Annotated in this window: 21 protein-coding genes; 9 read left to right on the top strand and 12 right to left on the bottom strand. The window is 65.7% G+C overall.

Annotated elements, in window-relative coordinates:
* Nucleotides 1–66: 66 nt before the first annotated feature.
* From QXK92_RS25275 to QXK92_RS25285, 3 genes are all read left to right on the top strand, one after another.
* The gene (locus QXK92_RS25275; RefSeq protein WP_306246157.1) at nt 67–789 is read left to right on the top strand and encodes a hypothetical protein; all 723 of its coding nucleotides are present in this window, start codon (nt 67–69) and stop codon (nt 787–789) included.
* A 59-nt stretch (nt 790–848) separates the two neighbouring features.
* Complete coding sequence (locus QXK92_RS25280; RefSeq protein ID WP_306246159.1) at nt 849–1,310, top strand: twin-arginine translocation pathway signal; 462 nt, start codon at nt 849–851, stop codon at nt 1,308–1,310.
* 73 nt (nt 1,311–1,383) lie between these two features.
* Nucleotides 1,384–1,899 carry a hypothetical protein gene (locus QXK92_RS25285; protein ID WP_306246498.1) on the top strand — a complete coding sequence of 172 codons (516 nt, stop codon included), beginning with the start codon at nt 1,384–1,386 and terminating at the stop codon, nt 1,897–1,899.
* Nucleotides 1,900–1,909: 10 nt separating this feature from the next.
* Here the strand turns inward: QXK92_RS25285 and QXK92_RS25290 are convergent, their stop codons facing one another.
* From QXK92_RS25290 to QXK92_RS25335, 10 genes are all read right to left on the bottom strand, one after another.
* Complete coding sequence (locus QXK92_RS25290) at nt 1,910–3,547, bottom strand: MCE family protein (RefSeq protein ID WP_306246161.1); 1,638 nt, start codon at nt 3,545–3,547, stop codon at nt 1,910–1,912.
* Nucleotides 3,547–4,815, bottom strand: a complete 1,269-nt coding sequence (locus tag QXK92_RS25295; RefSeq protein WP_306246163.1) for an MCE family protein — start codon at nt 4,813–4,815, stop codon at nt 3,547–3,549. Before QXK92_RS25295 ends, QXK92_RS25290 begins: the two co-directional genes overlap by 1 nt.
* Nucleotides 4,812–6,221, bottom strand: a complete 1,410-nt coding sequence (locus tag QXK92_RS25300) for an MCE family protein (RefSeq protein WP_306246165.1) — start codon at nt 6,219–6,221, stop codon at nt 4,812–4,814. Before QXK92_RS25300 ends, QXK92_RS25295 begins: the two co-directional genes overlap by 4 nt.
* Nucleotides 6,218–7,300, bottom strand: a complete 1,083-nt coding sequence (locus QXK92_RS25305) for an MCE family protein (RefSeq protein WP_306246167.1) — start codon at nt 7,298–7,300, stop codon at nt 6,218–6,220. The genes QXK92_RS25300 and QXK92_RS25305 overlap by 4 nt, the downstream gene beginning before the upstream one ends.
* Nucleotides 7,293–8,324 (bottom strand): MCE family protein, encoded by a 1,032-nt coding sequence (locus QXK92_RS25310; RefSeq protein WP_306246169.1) that lies wholly within the window; start codon nt 8,322–8,324, stop codon nt 7,293–7,295. The genes QXK92_RS25305 and QXK92_RS25310 overlap by 8 nt, the downstream gene beginning before the upstream one ends.
* Nucleotides 8,321–9,580 carry an MCE family protein gene (locus QXK92_RS25315; protein ID WP_306246171.1) on the bottom strand — a complete coding sequence of 420 codons (1,260 nt, stop codon included), beginning with the start codon at nt 9,578–9,580 and terminating at the stop codon, nt 8,321–8,323. The genes QXK92_RS25310 and QXK92_RS25315 overlap by 4 nt, the downstream gene beginning before the upstream one ends.
* Before the next feature lie 19 nt (nt 9,581–9,599).
* Nucleotides 9,600–10,445, bottom strand: coding sequence for an ABC transporter permease (locus QXK92_RS25320; protein ID WP_306246173.1), 846 nt, complete (start codon nt 10,443–10,445; stop codon nt 9,600–9,602).
* A 43-nt stretch (nt 10,446–10,488) separates the two neighbouring features.
* The gene (locus QXK92_RS25325; protein WP_055580562.1) at nt 10,489–11,295 is read right to left on the bottom strand and encodes an ABC transporter permease; all 807 of its coding nucleotides are present in this window, start codon (nt 11,293–11,295) and stop codon (nt 10,489–10,491) included.
* Between the two features lie 277 nt (nt 11,296–11,572).
* Complete coding sequence (locus QXK92_RS25330) at nt 11,573–12,778, bottom strand: CaiB/BaiF CoA-transferase family protein (RefSeq protein ID WP_306246175.1); 1,206 nt, start codon at nt 12,776–12,778, stop codon at nt 11,573–11,575.
* Nucleotides 12,775–14,301 carry an aldehyde dehydrogenase family protein gene (locus tag QXK92_RS25335; RefSeq protein WP_306246177.1) on the bottom strand — a complete coding sequence of 509 codons (1,527 nt, stop codon included), beginning with the start codon at nt 14,299–14,301 and terminating at the stop codon, nt 12,775–12,777. The genes QXK92_RS25330 and QXK92_RS25335 overlap by 4 nt, the downstream gene beginning before the upstream one ends.
* A 254-nt stretch (nt 14,302–14,555) precedes the next feature.
* Between QXK92_RS25335 and QXK92_RS25340 the strand changes: the two genes are divergently transcribed.
* Genes QXK92_RS25340 through QXK92_RS25350 form a run of 3 tightly spaced genes read left to right on the top strand, consistent with a single transcriptional unit; the run spans nt 14,556 to nt 16,863 of the window.
* Nucleotides 14,556–15,275, top strand: coding sequence for an SDR family NAD(P)-dependent oxidoreductase (locus tag QXK92_RS25340; protein WP_306246500.1), 720 nt, complete (start codon nt 14,556–14,558; stop codon nt 15,273–15,275).
* 14 nt (nt 15,276–15,289) lie between these two features.
* On the top strand, nt 15,290–15,484 hold the full coding sequence (locus QXK92_RS25345) for a ferredoxin (RefSeq protein ID WP_306246179.1): 195 nt from the start codon (nt 15,290–15,292) through the stop codon (nt 15,482–15,484).
* Between the two features lie 20 nt (nt 15,485–15,504).
* Nucleotides 15,505–16,863: a cytochrome P450 gene (locus tag QXK92_RS25350; protein WP_306246181.1), complete on the top strand. Its 1,359-nt coding sequence runs from the start codon at nt 15,505–15,507 to the stop codon at nt 16,861–16,863.
* A gap of 73 nt (nt 16,864–16,936) precedes the next feature.
* On the opposite strand, the gene QXK92_RS25355 is transcribed toward QXK92_RS25350, so the two are convergent.
* Both QXK92_RS25355 and QXK92_RS25360 read right to left on the bottom strand, forming a co-directional pair.
* Entirely contained in the window at nt 16,937–18,112 is a 1,176-nt protein-coding gene (locus tag QXK92_RS25355) for an acyl-CoA dehydrogenase family protein (protein ID WP_306246183.1), read from the bottom strand.
* Nucleotides 18,096–19,094: an acyl-CoA dehydrogenase family protein gene (locus QXK92_RS25360; RefSeq protein ID WP_306246184.1), complete on the bottom strand. Its 999-nt coding sequence runs from the start codon at nt 19,092–19,094 to the stop codon at nt 18,096–18,098. Before QXK92_RS25360 ends, QXK92_RS25355 begins: the two co-directional genes overlap by 17 nt.
* Nucleotides 19,095–19,191: 97 nt before the next feature.
* Between QXK92_RS25360 and QXK92_RS25365 the strand changes: the two genes are divergently transcribed.
* The 3 genes from QXK92_RS25365 to QXK92_RS25375 are packed head-to-tail and all read left to right on the top strand — an operon-like array spanning nt 19,192 to nt 21,763.
* The gene (locus QXK92_RS25365; RefSeq protein ID WP_306246502.1) at nt 19,192–19,692 is read left to right on the top strand and encodes a nuclear transport factor 2 family protein; all 501 of its coding nucleotides are present in this window, start codon (nt 19,192–19,194) and stop codon (nt 19,690–19,692) included.
* Nucleotides 19,689–20,786: an NAD(P)-dependent oxidoreductase gene (locus tag QXK92_RS25370; RefSeq protein WP_306246186.1), complete on the top strand. Its 1,098-nt coding sequence runs from the start codon at nt 19,689–19,691 to the stop codon at nt 20,784–20,786. Before QXK92_RS25365 ends, QXK92_RS25370 begins: the two co-directional genes overlap by 4 nt.
* Nucleotides 20,783–21,763, top strand: coding sequence for an NAD-dependent epimerase/dehydratase family protein (locus QXK92_RS25375; RefSeq protein WP_306246188.1), 981 nt, complete (start codon nt 20,783–20,785; stop codon nt 21,761–21,763). Before QXK92_RS25370 ends, QXK92_RS25375 begins: the two co-directional genes overlap by 4 nt.
* Nucleotides 21,764–21,798: the final 35 nt, after the last annotated feature.

The following is a 21,798-nucleotide window of genomic DNA, read 5'->3' on the forward strand; positions in this document are numbered from 1 at the left end:
ACACGGGCGTCAACGCGTGTCGGTGATAATGTGCTCTCTCATAGTTGCGGGGCGAGGAGGTGATTCATGCCGCCACGCGAAACTCCGGCTGAAGCGCTCGAGGCCGACGCCGTGCCGGACCAAGCGGACGCCCCAGCGGCCACTCCGGACGATCTCGCCGAAGTGGAAGCTCGCGCCGAGGCCGCCCGTGCCCGCGCGCGCGAACTGCGCCGGCAGGCGGAGGCGGCTTCTTCGTCCGACGGCGGTGAATCGTCCGATGATGCGGTGGCGGCACCCCCGCACCGATTCCGGCTCCGTTTGCATCGCCCGAGCCGAAAGGCTCTGGTCGCCCTGGTCGCGCTGGTGGTTTCCGGTGCCGCGCTCACCGGCAGCGGCTATTTGATGTGGCACCACCGGCAAGTCGTGCAGCAAACCCAACGTTCGGCGGAATTCGCCGCCGCTGCCCGCCAGGCCGTGATGCTGATGATGTCGATCGACCCGAATAAAGCCAGAGAAGACATGCAACGTTTCGCCGACGAAACGACCGGTCAATTCAAGGCCGGCGTTTTGATGGGCGCCGAAGATATGGTCCGGGCGTTGGAACAGTCCAAGGTCGCCGCCAAAGCCGCAGTGCAAGCCGTCGGGGTGCAATCGATGACCGAGGATTCCGCGGTGGTCCTGGTGGCGGCGAAGTCGGAGATCATCAAGGCCGACCAGCCGAAGCCGGAGACGCGGACGTGGCGCCTGGTCGTCGACGTCCTGCGGGAGGGTGGCCAGCTCAAAATCTCCAAGATCGAGTTCGTCCCGTGACAGGCGCTGGGACCGATCGGCCCTGGCTGCGTCGCGGCCTGTCCCGGTGGCGGGCAATCGTGCTGACGATTGTGGTTGTCGGGACGACCGGGTTCGCGGCCGGTTACTTCTACTTCGTCTACCGGCCGGACATGCAGACCGATCGCGCGGTCACCCGCGAGGTGGTCAAGGCCGCCAGCGACGGCGCCGTGGCGCTGCTGTCCTACTCGCCCGACACCCTCGGTCGCGATATGGACAACGCCAAATCCAGGATCACCGAGAATTACCTGCGCTATTACCAGCAGTTCGCCGATCAGATCGTCGGCCCGTCGACGCAGCGCGCGCAAGTCACCACCAGCGCCACCGTCGTCAAGGCCGCGGTCGCCGAACTGAATCCGAATTCGGCCGTCGTCCTGGTTTTCGTAAAACAAAAGACGGCGAGCAAAGAAAAGCCGGAACCGGTGGTGACATCAAGCAGCCTTCGGGTAACGTTGAAAAAGGTCAACAGTTCGTGGCTTATTGAGAAATTCGAGAGCATGTGAGCCCGCGTCCTCTTTCGCTGTGAACTTTTGACTGGGAATTTCCGGAATGCGACGCGTCGAGGAGCAGCAGGTGATGCGTTCAGTAGGTGCGACGGTCGGTGCGGCGCTCGCGGTCGGTGGGTTCACCGTCATGCTTCACACGGCTCCGACAGCCTCGGCCTACAACCCGGCCGTCAACGGCAGATTCACCGCGACGCTGATCGGCGACTGGGCCCGGACCAGAACCGTGTACCACGACGAAGCGGTGGTGCAGAGCACGTGGACGATCAGCTCTTCCTGTTCGACCGCTCAGGATTGCACGGGTCAGGTGGTCAGCGATCAGGGCTGGACCGCACCGATGACCATGCACGACGGGATGACCTGGTACGTCAAGCGAGACGTCCCGAACTGGGAGACATGCGACGACGGAACCACATTCACCGGCCACGAAGTCTTCTACTTCTATCCCGCCAACCCGGAAACCGGTGAAAATGTCCTCGGCTCAGCCGTTCTGGCCGGACGGGAACACATAGCGGGCGCCAGTGGAGCCTGCGGGACCAACGCCCCGCTCTACATTGAGCAGCCATTCCGGCTGGATCGGATCGGCTGACCCGACCGCCTCAGATGGCGAACATGTCCTTCCACGTCTTAGGCGCTTTGGGAGCAACCAGATCCGTCTGACGGAAAACCTGTCCATCCGGAGTCATATAACTCCCGGTCTCCGGGCTGTACTGAGCGAAAGCCACCGAGGGCCCGGTGGGTAATCCGTTGCGGCCGAACGCACTCGGAGCCGCTGACGGTGCTGCGCTGGGCGCCGCGGCCGCCGGTGGCGGAGCGGCGCCGCCCGCCGTGTCAAGCGGCGCGATGGACGCGACCTGACCCATCGGTGCCTGCGGGGTGACTCCGGGCGCCACCGGCGCTCCCGCCGGAGGTGGCACCACGCCGGGCGGCAGCGGCGTTCCGTCCACCGGCCCGAAGATCCGTTCCCGGTTCCAGTTGACCCGGTCGTCCGGCGGGATGCCCTGCGCGAGCAGGTTCGGGTCCAGCGGGTAGGTGCCGAAGGCGTGCTGCCGCATCGCCAGCGGCATGAAAGGCTTGTCGCTGTCGCAGATTTCGACGGTCGGCGCCCGCTTTCCGGGGTGCCCCATGCAGGGGTAGTTGCGCGCACCACGCACTCCGATCGGGGAGTCCTGCGGGAGCCTGCAGTACAGGCCGTCGGGCGTGTCGATGGTGGTGGTGTCGGCCGGCGAACGCCATTGACTCGGCGGCAGGAAGCCGACCGTACAGGCGGGCGGGTCGCTGATGATGAGATTGAAAGCGCCCGTGGCTAATCCGGTCGGACTCTTGGTGCCGAGGAATGACTGGATCGCGGCGGTGAAGGGCGGCAACAACACCAGCACCTGCTCGAGTGACGCATGGTAGGTCACACCGATCTGCCCGATGGTGGTGAGGTTGGCCAACAGCACCGGCAGCGTCGGCTTGATCTGATCCAGCAGGCGTGAGGCCTCGTTGAGTGCTTCGGGGCCGTTCTCGAGCAGCGTCCGCACCTGCGGATCGTTGGTCGCCAGTTGTCCGGTGAATCCGGCCAGGCTGTGAGCCCACCGCCGGATCGAGCCGGCAGTCTGCGCCTGGCTGTCCAACAGCGGCCCGGTGTCCTCGGTCAGGCTGCGCGCCCGGTCGGCGATACCGTTGAGGTCACCGGAGATCTGTGCCGAGGAATCGAAGAGCGAGCCGAAATCGTAACTGGCGCCGTTGAATGCCTTGAACGACTCGTCGAGCAGCTGGGTGAGCTTGCCTTGCGGGATGCTGTTGAGCAGGGCGCTGGTCTGGTCCAGCACGGGACCGATCGGTTGCGGGGTCTTGGTGTCCTTGGCGGAAATCACCGAACCGTCGTGCAGGTAGGGTCCCGAGTCGGTTCGTGGCCGCAGGTCCACGTACTGCTCGCCCACCGCGGAGATGCTGCGCACCTCGGCATCCAGATCCGCCGGGATCTTCGGCGAAGTGTCAAGCCTCATCGTGGCTTTCGCTCCGCGAGGGGTCAGGTCGACGCCGGTGACCTTTCCGATCTGCACGCCGCGGTACGTGACATTGCTGAAGCGGTAGAGGTTTCCGGTCTCACGCAGTTCCAGGGTGACGGTCATCTTGCCGATACCGAGGAGCGTCGGCGCCTGGACGTAGTAGATGACCATCACGAACAGACCGATGACTCCGACGATCGCGAAGATCGCCAACTGGATACGGATGAAGCGGGTCAGCATCAGCCATTCCCCTCCGCCGGTGCGACAGCGGGCGGCAACCCGTTGGGCAGCGTCGCACTCTGGTCGGTGGCCGGCGCCGACGCAGGTGGCGGTCCCGGCGCGGCCGCGGGCGGCGGACCGGGTGCCGCCGCGGGCGGCGGACCGGGCAGGTAGGAACCCGGGGCCCCCGGCGCGCCGAACCGGAACTGCAGGTACTCCGGATCGCCGGGGGCGGGCACACCTTCGGCGCCCATCCGTTCCCAGTGGGTGCCGCGCAGGATGCTCTTGCGCAGACCGGAATTCGTCAGGTCGATGATGAAGTAGCCGTTGACGTAGTCGCCGCGGACATAGCGGTCGATGAAGCCCTGAGTGAACGGGAAGGTCGGCGCATACGCAAGGGCCGCATCGAGATCCGGGCCCACATCGGCCAGCGCGCTGATCGTCGGTTCGAGATTCTTCAGGTTGTTCACCAGGTCGTCACCCGCGTCGTTGACCAGCCGGGTTGCCGTGTTGCTGAACGTACCAAGTTTGTTGAGCGCGGTGGTGATGCGCGGCCGTTCCCGGTTCAGCACGTCGAGTGCCGGCGGAATCTTGTTCAGCGCCTGGGTAATCACATCGCGCTGCCCGGCCAGCGTTCCGGAAAGCCGGTTCAGCGCCTGGACCGACGCGACGATGTTGTCACGTTGGGCATCGAAGGTTCCGACGAAGCGGTCGAGCCGATTCAGCAGATCACGGACGTCACCGGCGCGCCCGGACAGGGCGGCGTTGAAGTTGTTGATGATGTCCCCGATCTGTCCCAGCCCCCCGGCATTGAGAACCACTGACAGCGAGGACAGCGTCTGCTCGGTCGACGGATACGTCGAGGACCGGTTGAGCGGGATGGTGGCGCCCGGTTGCAGCCGCCCGGTCGGCTTCTGATCCAGCGGCGTATTCAGTTGCAGGTGCATCGATCCGAGCAAGCTGGTCTGACCGACACTGGCGACCGCATTGGCCGGAATGACCACGCCGGGCTGCACGGAAACCTCGACGTCGGCGTGCCAACCGCGCACCGTCAGCTTCCGGATGCTGCCGACGATGACATCGTTGATCATCACCGGCGAATTCGCTTCCAGCGTGCCCACGTTGGCTATCTCGACGTGGTAGGTGCTGGATCCGGGCCCTCGTCCCACGGCACCCGGTAGCGGCAGCGAGTTCAGTCCGCTGAATGCGCACCCGGTCGAGGTGAGCATGACGCACAGGCCGGCGCCCAGGATCATCCGAATGCGCCGCAGGGCGCCGGGCGTCCTCATGATTGCGGCCTCTCGGCGGGCAGCAGCAGTTCCGGCACGCTCTGCGGCGCGGGCGCCGGTTCGGGCGGCACGCTCGGCGGCGGCGGCTCGGGCATGGCGGCTCCCGGTATCCGTGCGGGGGGCCCGGGTGGTGGCGGCGCCTCCGGGGTGTCACCCGGCAAGCCGGTGTAGGCCGACACCGCGGGCGGCAGCTCCGGCGCCGTCGGCTTGGGCCCCTCGCCGCCCGGTGCCAGGCGTTGTTCGGTGTAGACGACGTTCTTCGGGTCGAACGCCGGCGCCAGGATCGGGTTCACCGGAATCGGAAGGTAGTTGAAGTTGAAGTAGGTCAGCGGGTTGAACACCTTCAGCGCGGGACTGAGATACAACCCGCACAGCTTCCCGGTCTCGACCGACGTCACGTTCTCCAACGCGCCGATCTGCGAGCAGAAGGCGTTTGTGGGGTTACTGAGGTTCTGCACGCCGACGCCGCCGCGGACGTTGCCGACATCGGGGTCATAGTCGTTGTAGGCGTTGGCAATCGCGTTGGGCGCGACGTGCAGCACGTTCTGCAGGGCCATCTTGTTGTCGACGAGGATCTGGGTGAGGTCGGCCAACCGGGTGATCTGCTCGGCGGTCTGGTCCCGGCTGCCCGCGATGAACCGCTGCACCTCCCCGACCGCACTCGACAAATCCGTCAGCGCCGCATCGAGGTTGGCCTTGTTGTCGTCGAGCACGCTGGTGAGGGTGGCCAGCCGATCGTTGAACTGCACCAGCTGGACGTTGCTGTCCCGCAGGGCACCGACGAAGGTCTGCAGGTTCTTGATGATGTCGACGAGGTTGCCGCTGCCGTTGGCGAAAATCCTTCCCACCGCCGACAGTTGGGCCAGCGTCTGGCGCAGCTTGTCGCCGTTGCCGCCCAGGGCGTTGGCCGCGGCGTCGATGAACCGCGCCACCGATGGCGTCGACACCCTGCTGTTGGGCCCGAAATCGGTTGCCAATCGCATCAATTGGTCTTTGATCTCGTCCCATTCGACGGGAGTCGCCGTCCGGTTGACCGGTATCACCGCGCCGTCGGCCATGGTGGGACCGGCGGAGCGGTAGGCGGGGGTGAGTTGGACATACCGCGCCGCCACCAGGTTCTGGGCGACGATGACCGCTTTCGCGTCCGCCGGGATGGAGATGCCGTGATCGACGTGCATGACTATCTTGGCCTGGGTTCCGGCCGGCTTAATCGACTCGATGGTGCCGACTTTCAGTCCCGACACCCGCACATCGTCACCGGGGTAGATGGCGGTGGCGGTGTGGAAGTAGGCGACGATCGTGGTGGGCCGGAAGAACGTGTTGCGGATCGCGACGCCCGCGCCGACCACGAGCAGCAATGCCAGCACGATCGCCAGTACGAGCTTGACACCCCTGCGCCGCATCATCGCGACCCTCCCGGGTTCTGGTTGAACGGGAACGGCAGCAGAGCCCGTGGGCCGGCGTTGTCCGGCGGTTGTCCCGGCGCCCCGTAGGCGCGGAAGCCGAAGGCGTAGTCGAACAACCACTGGAAGAACTGCAGCGTGAAGATGTTGGGGATGAACGGGTTGTAGTAGAACCCGCTGGACACCGTCTCGCCCTGGGTCAGCTCGAATTTGGCCAGTCCGGGTATGGCTTTACCGAGGTTGTCGCGGTTGTCCTCCAGCATCGCGGTGACGGAGTTCAGTTTGGTCAGCGTCGGCGCCAGCTTCGCCTCGTTGTCGTGCACCAGACCGGAAAGCTGTTTGGCCACCGCGGAGGTGCTGGCGAGCAACCGCACGATCGCCTGCCTCCGCTCCACCAACATGGACAGCAGGTCGTCGGCGTTGAGGATCAGCGTGTTCAGCTGGTTGCTGCGCTCGGACAGAATGTGTGTGACATCGGCTGCGCCCTTGAGTAACTCACTGAGGGTCTGATTGCGGTTGTTAAGCGTCGACGACAACCGAGTCACCCCGTCAAATGTTGGGCCCAGTTGCGGCGCAATCTGATTCAGCGTGTTCGACAGCGTGTCCAGGGACTGGTTGAGGGTGTCGGTGTTGGTTCCGGCGATGTCTGTGGCCAGGTCGCCGACGGCCTCGGACAACGAGTAGGGCGAGGAGGTACGCGACAGCGGGATGACCGCCATCGGGCGCATGTTGCCGCTGCCGGTGGACTCGACGGTGAGCACGCGCTGGCCCAGCAGCGAACCGGTGCGGATGTGGGCGGTGCTGGCCGACCCGAGTTGCACGGCGCCCTTGACGGTGAAGGTCACCAGCACGTCGCCGTTCTGCAGCGACATTCCCGACACGCTGCCGACTTTGATCCCGGACACCGTCACGTCATTGCCGGTCACCAGCCCGCCGGCGTCGGCGAACACCGCCTGGTAGCGCACCGTGGTGGCCCGCTGCAGCAACTGGTCCGGTGACAGACCGACGGCGATGACCAGAATGATCAACACGACGCCGATGAATCCGGCTCGAATGAGGCGCGCTCCGCGGTACTTAAGCATCGGGTTCCGCACACCTTCCGGTGACCTGGTGGGTGACGCCCACCTCTACCGTTCGGTACTGCAGGTCGGAGACCCGCAGCGCGAGGCCGCACAGGTAGTAGGGGAACCAGGCGCCGTACGCGCCGAGCCTAGTCAGCTTGCGGTAGTTGTTCGGCAGCTTCTTCAGTGAGATGTCGATCAGGTTCTTGTCCTTGTCCAGCAAGGGAGCAAGCCGGTTGAGTTGGTCGATCGTGCCCGACAGCGGCGGACGGGCACGGGTGAGCAGATCCGCGATCGAGGCGGTTCCGTTGTCCAGAGCGGTGATTGCGGTGCCGATGGTGTCGCGGTCGGAGGACAGTCCGCTGATCAGACGCTCCAGCCGGTCGATCGCACCGGAGAACTTGGTGCCCTCCGCATTCACGGTGCCGACCACGGTGTTGAGGTTGTCGATCAAGGCCTGCACCGTTTCGCTGTTGTCGGCCAACGTATTCGAGAACGACGAGGTCTTGGACAACAGCGACTGCAGGGTGCCGCCCTCGCCCTGGAACACCTCGATCAGTGACGCACTCAGCGCATTGACGTCTTCGGCCTTGAGGCCCTTGGTAACCGGCTTCAGCCCGCCCAGCAGCAGGTCGAGGTCGAGAGCCGGTGCGGTGCGGTCGATCGGAATCTCCGACCCTCCCGGCAGCGGCCTGGTGTTGCCCGGTCCGTCCATCAACTCGAGATAGCGGTCACCGACCAGGTTCAGATAGCGGATCACCGCGCGGGTGCCGCCGGTGAGCACCACATCGCGGTTGGCGTCGAATTTCACCAGGACCTTTTTGTCGGCCCGCAATTCGACGCTGTTCACCGTGCCCACCCGCACGCCTGCGACCCGCACCGTCTGCCCCTCTTTGAGACGCGACACGTCGGTGAAGAGCGCGGAATACTCAGTGGTGGAGCCGGTTTGGTACTGGCCGAAGATAAAGAACAGAGAAATGGTCAGCAGCACCATGACCAGCGCGAAGGCGCCGAACTTGATGATCATCCCGCGTGAGTTGCTCATCCGGGTTGTCCAATTTGCATCGTGTTGCGCGGTGGCCCGTCGATCGGCCCGTACAGCAGTTGCTTGAGCGCATCGGAGTTCAGCAGCAACTGCGGGTTGCCGTACTCCATCGGGTTGGCGCCCACGTCGGCCACCACGAACGGCGGCGCAACGTCGTAGGGCACTACCGGCAGTGTCTGACACTGGGGACCGCCGGTTGCCGCCACCTTGGGCAGGTTGCTCGGATAGCGATAGCGTTCGGCACCGAAACCGAGGTACACCAACACCTTGATCATCGGCTCGGGCAGGTTGGGCGCGTGCAGGTTCACCAGCGAGCCCGACAGTCCGCACCACAGCGCCTGGTGGTACTCGTTGGTCAGGTTGGTGGTCGGCAGCAGCAGGTGCAGGTCGTCGGTCAGGGCTTGCCGATTCCCGCCGATCACTTCATTTCCGATGTCGGCCAGGCCGATTGAGCTGATCAGGAAGGCGTCCAGGTTCTGCTGCTCTTCGACGACAGACTTGCTGATCCTGATCGCATTCTCGGCCGACCCGATCAGGTCGGGTGCGGCGTCGGCGTACGCGTTGCTCACCACGGGCAGGACGGAGAGGTCGTGGTTCAGTGCGGGCAGCGCCGGATCCTGCTTGGCCAGAAACGCGTCGAGGTCAGACAGTGCCTGCCCGATCTTGTGGCCGCGGCCGTTCACCGCCGAAGCGATGGCGCCGAGCGTTTCGTTGAGCTTCGCGGGATCGATGTTCGACAACAGGTTGGTGAGCTGTTGGAAGACGGTGTTGACCTCGACGGTGACGAACTTGCCCTCGAGCACCTGATGCGGTTGCAGGCTCTGCTGTGAGGGTTGGTCGGGCGGTATCAGCTCGACGAACTTGGCGCCGAAGACCGTCGTGGAGGCGATGTCGACAAGCACATTGCGGGGAATGAGCCGCATTGCCGACGGCTGCATCGCCAGGTGCAGAACCGCCTGACCGTTGGGGCGTTCCTCGATGGACTCGACCTTGCCGACCATGACCCCGCGCATCTTCACTTTGGCCTCGGGGTTCATCACCAGGCCGGCGCGCGGCGAAACGACGGTGACGGGCACGCTTTCGGTGAAGTCCCCCTGGAACAACCCGATTGACACGGCGACGATCGCGAGAATCACGAGGACGGTGGTAAGGCCCATCAGCGGGCGCACATAGCCGCGCGGTTTGGGCCGCCCGGAATGGTGCGACCGACCCTTGGGACTCGGGCCGTGGCGGCCCGCCGGCACGTTAGCTGTCACTGAACTCTGCGCACCTCCCCTAGCCCGACAGGTTGAAGTTGCCGTTGGAACCGTAGATGGACAGCGAGATCAGCAGGGTCACCGAGACCACCACGATCAGCGAGGTCCGCACCGCGTTACCGGTGGCGACACCGACACCGGCCGGCCCGCCCGACGCGAAAAAGCCGTAGTACGTATGGATCAGCAGAATGGTGATCGCCATCAGCACGGCCTGCAGGAAGGACCACAGCAAGTCGATCGGGTTGAGGAAGGTCGTGAAGTAGTGCTGGTACAGACCACCCGACTGGCCGAACAGGATCACCGTGGTGAACTGACTGGCCAGGAACGACAGGCTCACCGCGATGCTGTAGAGGGGAGTGATCGCCAGCATCCCTGCAACGATCCGGGTGCTGACCAGATACGAAACCGGCCGGATCGCCATGGATTCCAGCGCGTCGATCTCTTCGTTGATCCGCATGGCGCCCAGTTGCGCCGTCACCCCGGCACCGAAGGTGGCCGCCAGGCCGATGCCAGCCACGATCGGCGCCGCGATGCGGACATTGATGAACGCCGCGAGGAATCCGGTCAGCGCCTCGATACCGATGTTGCCCAGCGAGCTGTACCCCTGGACCGCCAGCGTGCCGCCCGCGGCCAGGGTCAGGAAGCCCACGATCACCAGCGTTCCGCCGATCATCGCCAAAGTGCCTGCACCCATGCTGATTTCGGCGATCAGCCGGATGATCTCGCGACCGTAGCGGGTGACGGCGAACGGGATACCGCCGATTGCCTTGCCGTAGAACAGGGTGTGATCGCCGATTCGGCCCAGGCTGCCGACCGGTCTCTGGAATTGCCGCGTCAGACGCGGGTAGACGGCTCTCAGCGCCACAGTCTGTGCCTACACCTCCCTCGCCACATCGACTCCGCGGTATCTACTTCGCCGACATTCGGATGCCGATGGCGGTGACCACCACGTTGACCACAAAGAGCGACATGAACGCGTACACCACCGTCTCGTTGACGGCGTTGCCGACCGCCTTGGCGCCGCCGCCGGTGATCGTCAGGCCGCGATAGCAGGCCACCAGGCCGGCGATCAGCCCGAAAAGCGCTGCCTTGACGCAGGAAATGATCACCTCAGGCACGCCGGTCAACAGGGTGATGCCGGCGGCGAATGCGCCGGGGTTCACGTCCTGGACGAACACCGAGAAGATGTAGCCGCCCAGGATCCCGATGATGACCACCAGGCTGTTCAACAGCAATGCCACCAGGCCGGAGGCCAGCATGCGGGGCGTCACCAACCGCTGAATCGGGTTGATGCCCAGGACCTCCATCGCGTCGATCTCCTCGCGGATCGTGCGCGAGCCCAGGTCGGCGCACATCGCCGTGGCCCCGGCGCCGGCCACGATGAGCACCGTCACCAGTGGCCCGACCTGAGTGACCGCACCGAATGCCGCACCCGCACCCGAGAGGTCGGCGGCGCCCAGCTCCCGCAGCAGGATGTTCAGGGTGAAGCTGACCAGGACGGTGAACGGGATGGCTACCAACAACGTTGGCGCGAGAGCGACGCGGGCAACGAACCACGACTGCTCCAGGAACTCACGCCACTGGACCGGTCGCCGGAACGCGAATTTGATGGCGTCGGCCGACATCGCGAACAGCGCGCCGACGGCCTCCATGGGTTTGGAACCACGACCCAGCACGATGCCCGGGGTCCAGCGCTCCGCTCCCTTACTCGCCATAGGACTGAGATCCTCTCCGGATCGTGTTGTGCGCAAAGGAAATCCGGATGGCAATCGCCATTATCAACGCTGGCTGCGCCGTTCCGGCGCCCTCGACACGCGCTATCAACCTCACGCTGGTTTCTCCATTCGGTTGCGTGAGCTGCCGTTTCCAGACCAGGTCAGCTGCCCGCGCGCCAACCCTGGAAGCGTTCGGCGATTATGACTCATGCCGCGTCCCGTGGGAACCGAAATCGCACAACCGTTATCTGCACGCACGTCGTTGCCACCCCAGGCCCTAGGTGACCGCGCCGGCGGTCTTGAGTTCGATGATCCGATCCCAGTCCAGGCCCAACTCCAAAAGGATCTCGTCGGTCTGCTCGGCGAATCCCGGAGCCGGCCCGGTCTGCGGCGCGGCGACGTCGAACTGGACCGGGTTGGCGACCAGTTCGAGTTCGCCTGCGCGCAGCACGTATTCGTTCGCCCGGATCTGCGCGTCGTCGGCCGCTTGCAGGGTGTCCTGCACCGGCGCCCATGGTCCTGCGAGCGTCGCAAAGCGTTCGCTCCACTCCGAAAGAGTGCGGGTTGCGAAGACTTTGGTCAAGATCTCCACCGCATCTGCGGTATTGGCGGCGATGGTCTCGCCGTCCGCGAAACGCGGATCGTCGATCAGCTCCGGACGGTCGATGTGGCGGCACACGTCGGCCCAGAACTTGCCGGGCTGCATCATCACCAGCGAGATGTAGCGTCCGTCGGACGTGGGGTAGACGCCCACCAGCGGATTGACCGGCGAACCATGGATGCCGGGCGGCGGTGCCTGCATCAGCTGGCCCAGGTGTTTGGTGAGTGCCACCGTGTGGCCCAGCGCCCACAGGCCACTGCCGAGCAACGACACGTCGACGACCGATGGTTCGCCGGTGCGTTCCCGTTTGAGCAACGCCGCCGCGATACCGCCGGCGAGGTTGGTGCCGGAGATGGTGTCGCCGTAGGCCGGCCCGGGCGGGTTGATCATGCCTTCATAGCCCATCGGAGTGATGGTGGCCGCGGTTCCGGCTCGACACCAGAAGGCGGTCATGTCGTAGCCGCCCTTTGTCGCTTCATTGCCGCGTGGCCCGAGCGCACTCCCGCGCGCGTAGATGATCTGCGGGTTCACCGCCCGGATGTCGTCGATGTCGATCCCGAACTTCTGCCGGTGGTCGGGCAGGAAGCTGGTGAGGAAAACATCGGCGCGGCGGGCGAGTTCGTAGAGCACCTCCTTGCCTTCCGGTACCGACATGTCCAAGCCGATGCTGCGCTTGCCGCGGTTGGCGTGCTCGATATTGGGGTTGGGGTCGCCCTCGACGCGCAGCATGCCGGTTTGGCGGAGTCCGCGTTGCGGGTCGCCGGTCACCGCGTGCTCGACCTTGATGACGTCGGCACCCCATTCCCGCAGCACCGCACCGGCCGAGGGGACGAATCCGTACATGGCGACTTCCAGGATGCGGATTCCTTCGAGTGGTCTCATGCGCCGGCTCCTGCCACCGGTACCGCAAAAGTCTTGCCCTCCAAGAACTCCTCCATCCCGGCCACTCCCATCTCGCGACCGACCCCGGACTGCTTGAAGCCGCCGAACGGGCTGTCGGCGCCGAAGTAGTTGCCGCCGTTGACCGAGAACGAGCCGGCGCGAATCCGGCGTGCCACCGCCAGGGCACGGTCCTGGTCACGGCTGAACACCGCGCCGGCCAGACCGTAGATCGAGTTGTTGGCGATGCGCACCGCGTCGTCGTCATCGTCGAAGCCGATCACCACGAGCACCGGCCCGAACACCTCGTCCTGGGCGATCTCGGCATCCGGATCGACATTGGTGAGCAGCGTCGGTGCGTAAAAGAAGCCGGGATCCAACCGCTTGCCACCGGTGACCAGCGTGGCGCCCGCGGCCACGGCCCGCTGCACCATGCCGTCGACCTTGTCGCGCTGGCGCTCGTTGATCAGCGGTCCCATATAGGTTTTCGGGTCGGCGGGATCGCCGTGCCGGACCCGGGCGAAGTTCTGCGCGATCAGTTCGACGATCTCGTCGTGGTGCTTCTTGGGAACAAGCAACCGGGAAGTCAGCGCGCAGCCCTGGCCGGCGTGGGTGACCATGCTGAACGCGGCGAACATGGCCGCGCCGGCGAAATCGGCATCGTCGAGCATGATCACCGCGGACTTGCCGCCCAACTCCAGGAACACGCGTTTGACGGTGTTGCTGGCCGCGGCCATGATCTTGCGCCCGACCGCCGTCGATCCGGTGAAGGTCACCACGTCGACGTCGGGGCTGGTGGTCAGCGCTTCGCCCACCCCGGGGTCGGACGAACTGAGCACGTTGACGACGCCGGCCGGGATGTCGGTGTGGTTGGCGATCAGCTCGCCCAGAGCCAGGGTGACCAGCGGGGTGTCCGGCGCTCCCTTGAGAACGACCGTGCAGCCGGCGGCGAGCGCAGGAGGCAGCTTGGCCAGTGCCAGCTGGTTCGGGTAGTTGTAGGCGATGATGGCCGCGACCACCCCGGCGGCCTCTTTCTCGACCCAGCGGTGGTGACGCATGCCGCGCGACTCTTTTTCCCCGAGGTCTTCGGAGAACTCGTAGGTGCGCAGGAGGTCGGCGTAGTACCGGACGATGCCGATGGGTTCGTCGAGCTGCGCCCCGTGGGTCAGCGCACGGGTGGCGCCGACTTCGGCAATGGTCAGCTCGCGCAACTCCTCGGCGTGGTCGAGCAACGCCTGGTGCAGCTGATCGAGGCACCGGATCCGGAACTCGACGTCGGTGGACCAGGTTGTGTCGTCGAAGGCACGCCGGGCCGCCGCGACAGCGCGCTCGGCCTCTCGCACCCCGGCGTCGGGCGCATATCCCAGCACCTCGCCCGTCGCGGGATTGACGGTGGCAAAGGTCTTCTCCGTCGCCACCAGCTGCCCGTCGATCAGCAATCTGCGGGCCGGCCGGCTGCCGGACTCGGCGCCGTCCCGTGTCGGTTGATCGCCGACGTCGGTCTCCGCCGTGTCCTGCACTGACATGGGCCCCTCGCGCTCGGTGTGGTGGGTGTCACGATAATTTCATTCTCATCTCCGGCGAATCTTACATTCGAGAGGTGAGAAGACAAGCCGGTTAGCCCCGCTGATTGCCCAGGTCAAAGGCTGAGCGATCGCTCAGCGAGTGGTCGTCCGCGTGTCTTGCCGCAGGCCCGGCACTGTTTTGCGGGTCGCTTGCACCGGGGTTTGCCGTGAGAGTACGATTCTCATAATTGCGAGGGAGATTCTTTGTGGATGAGATCGGCGACGTGGCAGCCACCAGGACGGCGGTGGTCACCGGCGGTGGGTCCGGCATCGGGTTGGCGGTTGCGCAACGTCTGCGTGCCGACGGCCGCAACGTCGCCACCATCGATCTCAAGCCTTCCGACGACGACCTCTGCTACACCGCGGACGTCACCGACCGCTCCCAGATCGACGCCGCCCTGTCGGCCATTCGCGAGCGCCTGGGGCCGGTCACGATCCTGGTCAACGCGGCCGGCCTGGACGGCTTCAAGCGATTCACCAACATCACGTTCGAGGACTGGCAGCGAGTGATCGACGTCAATCTGCACGGGGTGTTCCACATGACCCAGGCAGTGCTGCCCGACATGCTGGACGCGGGCTGGGGACGAATCGTCAACATCTCGTCGTCGAGCACCCACTCCGGGGTGGCCTACATGTCGCACTATGTCGCGGCCAAGTCAGCGGTCAACGGGCTGACCAAGTCGTTGGCCCTCGAATACGGACCCAGCGGCATCACGGTCAATGCCGTGCCCCCCGGCTTCATCGACACCCCGATGCTGCGCAACGCCGAGACCCAGGGGTTCCTCGGCGATGTCGAGCAGAACATCGCCCGGACACCGGTACGGCGAATCGGCAAGCCCGAGGACATCGCCGCGGCATGTGCATTTCTGTCCTCGGACGAAGCGGGTTACATCACCGGTCAGATACTGGGTGTCAACGGCGGCCGAAACACCTGAGCGATGGAGGTCTCGTGAAGGTCTGGGTAGATCCGGAACGCTGCCAGGGGCACACGCTGTGCGCCATGATCGCGCCGGATTCGTTCCAGCTCAGTGACATCGACGGCAGTTCGTCGGCAGTAACCGAGGTGGTGCCCGCCGATCAGGTGGACCAGGTCCGCGAGGCCGCCCAGTCATGCCCCGAGCAGGCCATCATCCTCAGCGACTGATTACCAAGGGAGACAACGCTTTGAGCGTCGATGACGTCGCGGCCGGCGACCGGAGGAAGCATAGTTACCACTTCGACCGCCACTCCGCGGAGTACCGCTCACAGTTCAAGGCGATCACCGAGGAGATGCACGCCACGTGCCCGATGGCCTGGACCGAGACCTACGGCGGGCACTGGGTCGCGGCGGGCAGCCACGAGGTGTTCGAGCTCGCCCGTTGTCCCGCGGTGTCCAACGACCACGACATCCGTGGCGAACGCAAGGGATACAAAGGCATTTCGATTCCCACGGCCCGCCGGGTCAGCGTGGTGCGTGGCGGCATCCTGGAGATGGACGATCCCGAGCACCGCATCTATCGCACGGTGCTCAACCCGTATCTGTCGCCGGCGGCGGTCAAGCGCTGGGAGCCGTTCATCGACGACGTGACCCGCGCCTGCCTTGACGAGAAGATCGAGACCGGCCGGATCGATTTCGTCGACGATCTGGCCAATGTCGTTCCGGCGGTGCTGACTCTGGCCATGCTCGGCATCCCGCTGGAGAAGTGGAATCTCTACAGCGAACCGGTCCACGCGGCGGTCTACACGCCCGAGCACTCCCCCGACATCGAACGTGTCACCGAGATGCACCGCCAGATGGGCCTCGACATGGTCAACAACATGATCGAGATCCGGGAGAACCCGCGACCCGGGCTGGTCAACGCGCTGCTGCAGATGCGGATCGACGGCGAGCCGGCTCCCGATCTGGAGATCCTCGGCAACCTCGGTCTGGTCATCGGGGGTGGCTTCGACACCACGACGGCGCTGACCGCGCATTCGCTGGAATGGCTGTCGGACAATCCCGAACAACGGGAGCGGTTGCGGCGGGAGCGCGACACCCTGCTGGACTCGGCGACCGAAGAGTTTCTCCGCTATTTCACGCCGGCGCCTGGAGATGGCCGCACCTTCTCCGACGACATCGAACTCGACGGCACGCGGTTCAAAGAGGGCGAGCGGCTGTGGATCTCCTGGGCCATGGCCAACCGCGACCCAGCGGTGTTCCACCACCCCGACGAGGTGCTGATGGACCGGAAAGGCAACCGGCACTTTAGCTTCGGCATCGGCGTGCACCGTTGTATCGGTTCGAATGTGGCGCGCACGGTGTTCAAGTCGATGCTCAACGCGGTGCTCGACCGGATGCCCGACTACCGCTGCGACCCGGACGGCACCGTGCATTACGAGACGATCGGCGTGATCCAGGGCATGCGCAAGCTGCCGGCTACGTTCACTCCCGGCCCCCGCGTCGGCGCGGGTCTGGACGAGACGCTGGAGAAGTTGCAACGCGTCTGCGACGAGCAGGAACTCGCGCGACCCATCACCGAGCGCAAGGAGTCCGCGCAGCTCTGACCCCGCGAGCAGTCGCAAAATCGCACAATCGCGAGCGATTTTGTGCGATTTTGTGTCTGCTCGCGGGGAGAACTCAGCCCCGCGGCAGGCCGAGGATCCGTTGGGCGATGATGTTGCGCTGAATCTCAGACGTACCCCCGGCGATGGTGCCGGAGAAGCTGCGGGCGTAGCGCTCGAACCAGCTCGCGAAGTAGTGGTCCAGGTTCATCGGCGCGTACGGGCCGGTGAGCCCGGGCTGAATCAGGCCGTCACCGCCGGCGGCCTCCAGCGCGTGCTCGCTGATCCGCAGTTCGGCCTCCGAGCCGAGCAGTTTGAGCACCGAGATGGCCGAGGTGTCGTCTTCACCGCGCGACGCACGGGCCAGGGCCACCGAGCCCAGGAGGCGCAGGGCCTGCTTGTCCATGATGGTCGTCGCGTAACGATCGCGGTCGAGTTCGCTGGCGGGCCGGAAGTCGGCGAGCATGTTGTCCATCCGGTCGGCGAACCCGAGCCACATCATGGTGCGTTCGTGGCCCAGGGAGCCGTTCGCCACCCGCCAGCCCTGATTCAGCTCGCCGACCAGATTCTCGGCCGGCACCCGCGCGTCGGTGAAAAACACCTCGTTGAAGTCCAGGTCGTCGGCGCCGCAGATGGACGCGAACGGCCGGCGCACCACGCCCTCGATGTCGGTGGGTATCAGTAACACGCTGATGCCCTTGTGTTTCGGCGCGTCGGGATCGGTGCGCACGAACGTCAACAGCACATCGGCGTCGTGGGCACCGGACGTCCACACCTTCTGGCCGTTGACGACGTAGTGGTCGCCGTCCCGCACCGCCCGGGTGCGCAGCGATGCCAGGTCCGAGCCGGCGCTCGGTTCGCTCATGCCCAGCGACGCGGTGATCTCGGCGCGCAGGATCGGCACCGCCCAGCGGTGTTTCTGCTCCTCGCTGCCGAACGAGATCAGAGAGGCCGCAACGATATTCACGCCTTGCGGATTGAAGCTGTGGTAGATGCGGCGGCGGCACAGCTCCTCGAGGTAGACGTACTGCTGCAACACCGTCGCATTGCGCCCACCGAACTCGGGGGGCTGGGTGGGCAGCAGCCATCCGTTGTCGAACAACAACCGCTGCCACCGGCGCGCCCACTCCGGCATGTGCGACACCGAACGGGGCCGCTCGACCGTTTCGGTTGCGTCCGGCAGGTTTTCGTCGAGAAACGCCGCGAACTCGGCACGGAACTCCTCGACGTCACTGTCAAAAGTCAGCTGCACGGTACTCCTCGGCGATCCGCGCACGATGCTCGGCAGCGCCACCAAGCATCAGTTCGCCCGCCTTCGCGCGCTTGAGCGCGAATTGCAGGTCGTTCTCCCAGGTGAATCCCATTGCACCGTGCAGCTGCAGCCCGTGCCGGAAGACCAACGACTGGCACTCCCCTGCTGATGCCTTGGCCATCGCGGCCGCCAGCCGGCGGCGCGGATCGTCCGCGGAGATGGTCAGCGCCGCGAAATAGGCCAGCGCCCTTGCCCGTTGCACCGCGACGTGCATGTCGGCCGCCTTGTGTTGCACAGCCTGGAAAGAGCCGATGGGGACGCCGAACTGGTGCCGGCTTCGGACATGCTCGAGCACCAGATCCAGGATGCGCTGGCAGGCACCGACCATCATGATGGCCATTCCGGTCAGGGCGACGTGGTGCGCGCGTTCGCGGTCAACGGTCATCCGGTCGCTGTCGGGCACCCGCACGTCGCGAAAGGACAGATCGGCCACGTGCAGCACCGGGTCGAACACCGATTCGCGCCGGGCCGACAACCCGGTGGCGTCGGTGAGGAACACGCCGGCTTCGGTGACCACGGCGACCCGCTCGGCCCGGTCGCCGTCGAGAACATGACGGGCGGTACCGTCCAGCACCCAGCCGTCGGCGTCGCGGCGCGCCGACACCCCGCCATAGACGGCGGTGCCGGACTGGTTCGGATCGAACCGATCCCCGGCCAGCGGAGCGAACTGGCTCATGGTCGCCAGGAACGGGGTGGGGTCGGTAGCGTGACCGAGCTCTTCCAGCACGATCGCGAGCTCGACCGCGCTGGCGGAATCGTGCAGTTCGGTCCAGCCGAGCTGGCGATACAGCTTCCACAGCGGCTCGGCGTCAGCGCCGTCCTCGGCCACGCTCCGGACCAGGGAGGCAGGACATTGCTTGGTCACGACGTCGCGGACCGCGTCCTGCCACAACCGCTGATCAGCATCAAACTCCAAGAGCATCCGGGCCGCCTCCCGTCACGATTACCTGGTGAGAATATCATTCTCTTTGGTGGAAGTAGTAATCTCAGAATCTGCCTACGACCTACGGGGGGCCCGCATGCCGGATACCGCAGCCGCGCTCTGGGACATCGAGGCGATCAAGGTGCTCAAAGCCCGGTACTGCCGCTTCCTGGACACCAAGCAGTGGGATGACTGGCGGCACCTCTTCACCGACGACTTCCTCAGCGACACATCGGCTTCCGGCGGCAAAGTGATCAGCGGGGCAGATGAGTTCGTGTCTTTCGTCCGTAGCACGCTGGGCAAGCCGTCCCAGCCCACCGCCCACCAGGTGCACGCCCCGGAAATCGAGCTGACGTCGGAGACCACGGCCACCGGTGTGTGGGCACTCGAGGACGTGGTCCGGCTCGGTCCCGGCCTCAATCTGCAGGGACGCGGGCACTACCACGAAACCTACGAAAAGGTCGACGGTCGCTGGTTGATCAAGTCCTCGACGCTCACCCGGTTACGTGAGGACGTGTTCAATCCGGTCATCTCCGTGCGTGTTTCGCCCCGGCTCCGTAGCGCCGGCGCCGCGCTGGCCCGCAGGTTCGGCAAATGAGCCGAACCACACTGATCACCGGCGCGTTCGGACAAGTCGGCAGGCGCTGCGCAGAGATCCTGCTGCGCCGGGGGCACACCGTGATCGCGGTGGACCTGGACAACGAAGCCTCCGCCGCGGCCGCCGGCGCCCTGGCCGGCGCCGGCCACCCGGGCAGCCTCATCGTGGAATTCGCGGACCTCACTGACAGCGAGGCCGTGGGCACCGTTGTGCGCCTGCACCAGCCCGCCGCGATCGTGCACCTGGCCGCGATCGTCTCGCCGCCTTCCTACCGCAACCCGCGGTTGGCCCGCGAGGTCAACGTGGGGGGCACCCGCAACCTGGTGACGGCGGCACAGGCCTTGCCCGACCACCCGTTGTTCGTATTCGCCTCCAGCGCAGCGGTTTACGGATCCCGCAATCCGTACCGGCAGCCGGAGTTGATCACCGCTGACACACCCGTGAACCCGATCGATCAATACGGCGAAGACAAGGTCCTGGCCGAGCGGGTGATCGCCGAAAGCGGGCTGCCCCATGTTCTGCTGCGACTCGCTGCGATCGTCTCGCCCGACGGCGCGACCACGATGGACAGCGATTACCTGGTGCTCGTGCGCGCCACGCCGGTGGACAACCGTATGCACGCGGTGGACGCCCGCGACGTGGCGCTGGCATTCGCCAATGCCGTGGAGCGCCGGGCGGCCGTCGACGGCAAGATCCTGGTGATCGCCGGCAACGACACCAATCTGCTCACCATGAGTGAGTTGCAGGACGATGTCATGGCTGCGGTCGGTGTCGGCCGGCTCGGCCGGGCGGCGGGGCTGCCCGGCAATCCGGATGACGACCGCGGCTGGGCGTTCACCGGCTGGTTCGACACCGCGGAATCCCAGGCACTGCTTGATTATCAAGAGCACGATTGGCCACAGACCGTCGCCTGGGTGAGCGCGTCGATGGGCCATCGCCGGCTGCTGCTGCACGTCCTGGGACCGGTGATACGCCCGGCGATGCGGGCGCTGCTGGCGGCCCAGCGGCGCCGCGAGCACCGGGGACCCTATGCCGACCCGTGGACGTTCATGAGCGGGAAGTACGGCCCCGGCATGCTTGCGCAGGCACGATGAAGAAGCTCGTCATCGGCGCCAGCGGCTTCCTGGGCTCCCATGTCACCCGGCAACTCGTCCAGGCCGGCGAAGACGTCCGGGTCATGGTGCGAAAGACCAGCTCTACCAAGGGCTTCGACGACCTCGACGTACAGCGCTGTCATGGCGACGTGTTCGACGACGCGGCCCTGCGCAATGCCATGGCGGGTTGCGACGTCGTCTACTACTGCGTCGTCGATGCCCGGATGTGGCTGCGCGACCCGGCACCCTTGTTCCGCACCAATGTCGAGGGACTGCACCATGTGCTCGACGCGGCGGTGCAGTCCGGTCTTCGCAAGTTCGTATTCACCAGCAGCACAGGGACCCTGGCGATCAGTGACAGCCGCCCGGTCACCGAGGACGATCCGCACAACTGGGACGATGGCGGTCCCTACATCGCATCCCGGGTGGCGGCCGAGGATCTGGTGCTGCGCTACGCGCGCGAGCGGGGTCTGCCTGCCGTGGCCCTGTGCATCTCAACCACCTACGGCCCACGAGACTGGGCGCCGACTCCGCACGGCGCGCTGATCGCCCGTGTCGCCGCCGGCCGCTTCCCGTTCTACCTGGGCTTCTCGTCCGAGGTCGTCGGCATCGAAGACGCAGCCCGCGCGATGCTGCTCGCCGCGGAAAACGGAAGGGTCGGACAGCGCTACATCATCTCGGACCGCTACCTCAGTACCCGGGAGGTGCATGAGATCGCGGCCCGGGCCGTCGGCAGGCCCCCGCCCCGTATCCCGATTCCGATGTCTGTCATGTACGCGGCCTCCCGGGTCAACGATGCCGCCGCACGGCTGTTGCGCCGCGATCTGCCGATGGCGTACGTCGGAGCGCGGATGGCGGACCTGATGTCACCGCTGGACCACAGCAAGGCCGAGCGTGAACTCGGCTGGACGCCCGAACCGGTCGAACAGTCCATTGAGCAGGCGGCGAAATGGTTTGTCGCACAGGCCGCCCGGTGACGTTCGCATCGACGCATCATCGGCGGGCGCGAGCG

The organism is Mycobacterium sp. TY815 (genome assembly GCF_030755135.1).
Classification (GTDB): domain Bacteria; phylum Actinomycetota; class Actinomycetes; order Mycobacteriales; family Mycobacteriaceae; genus Mycobacterium.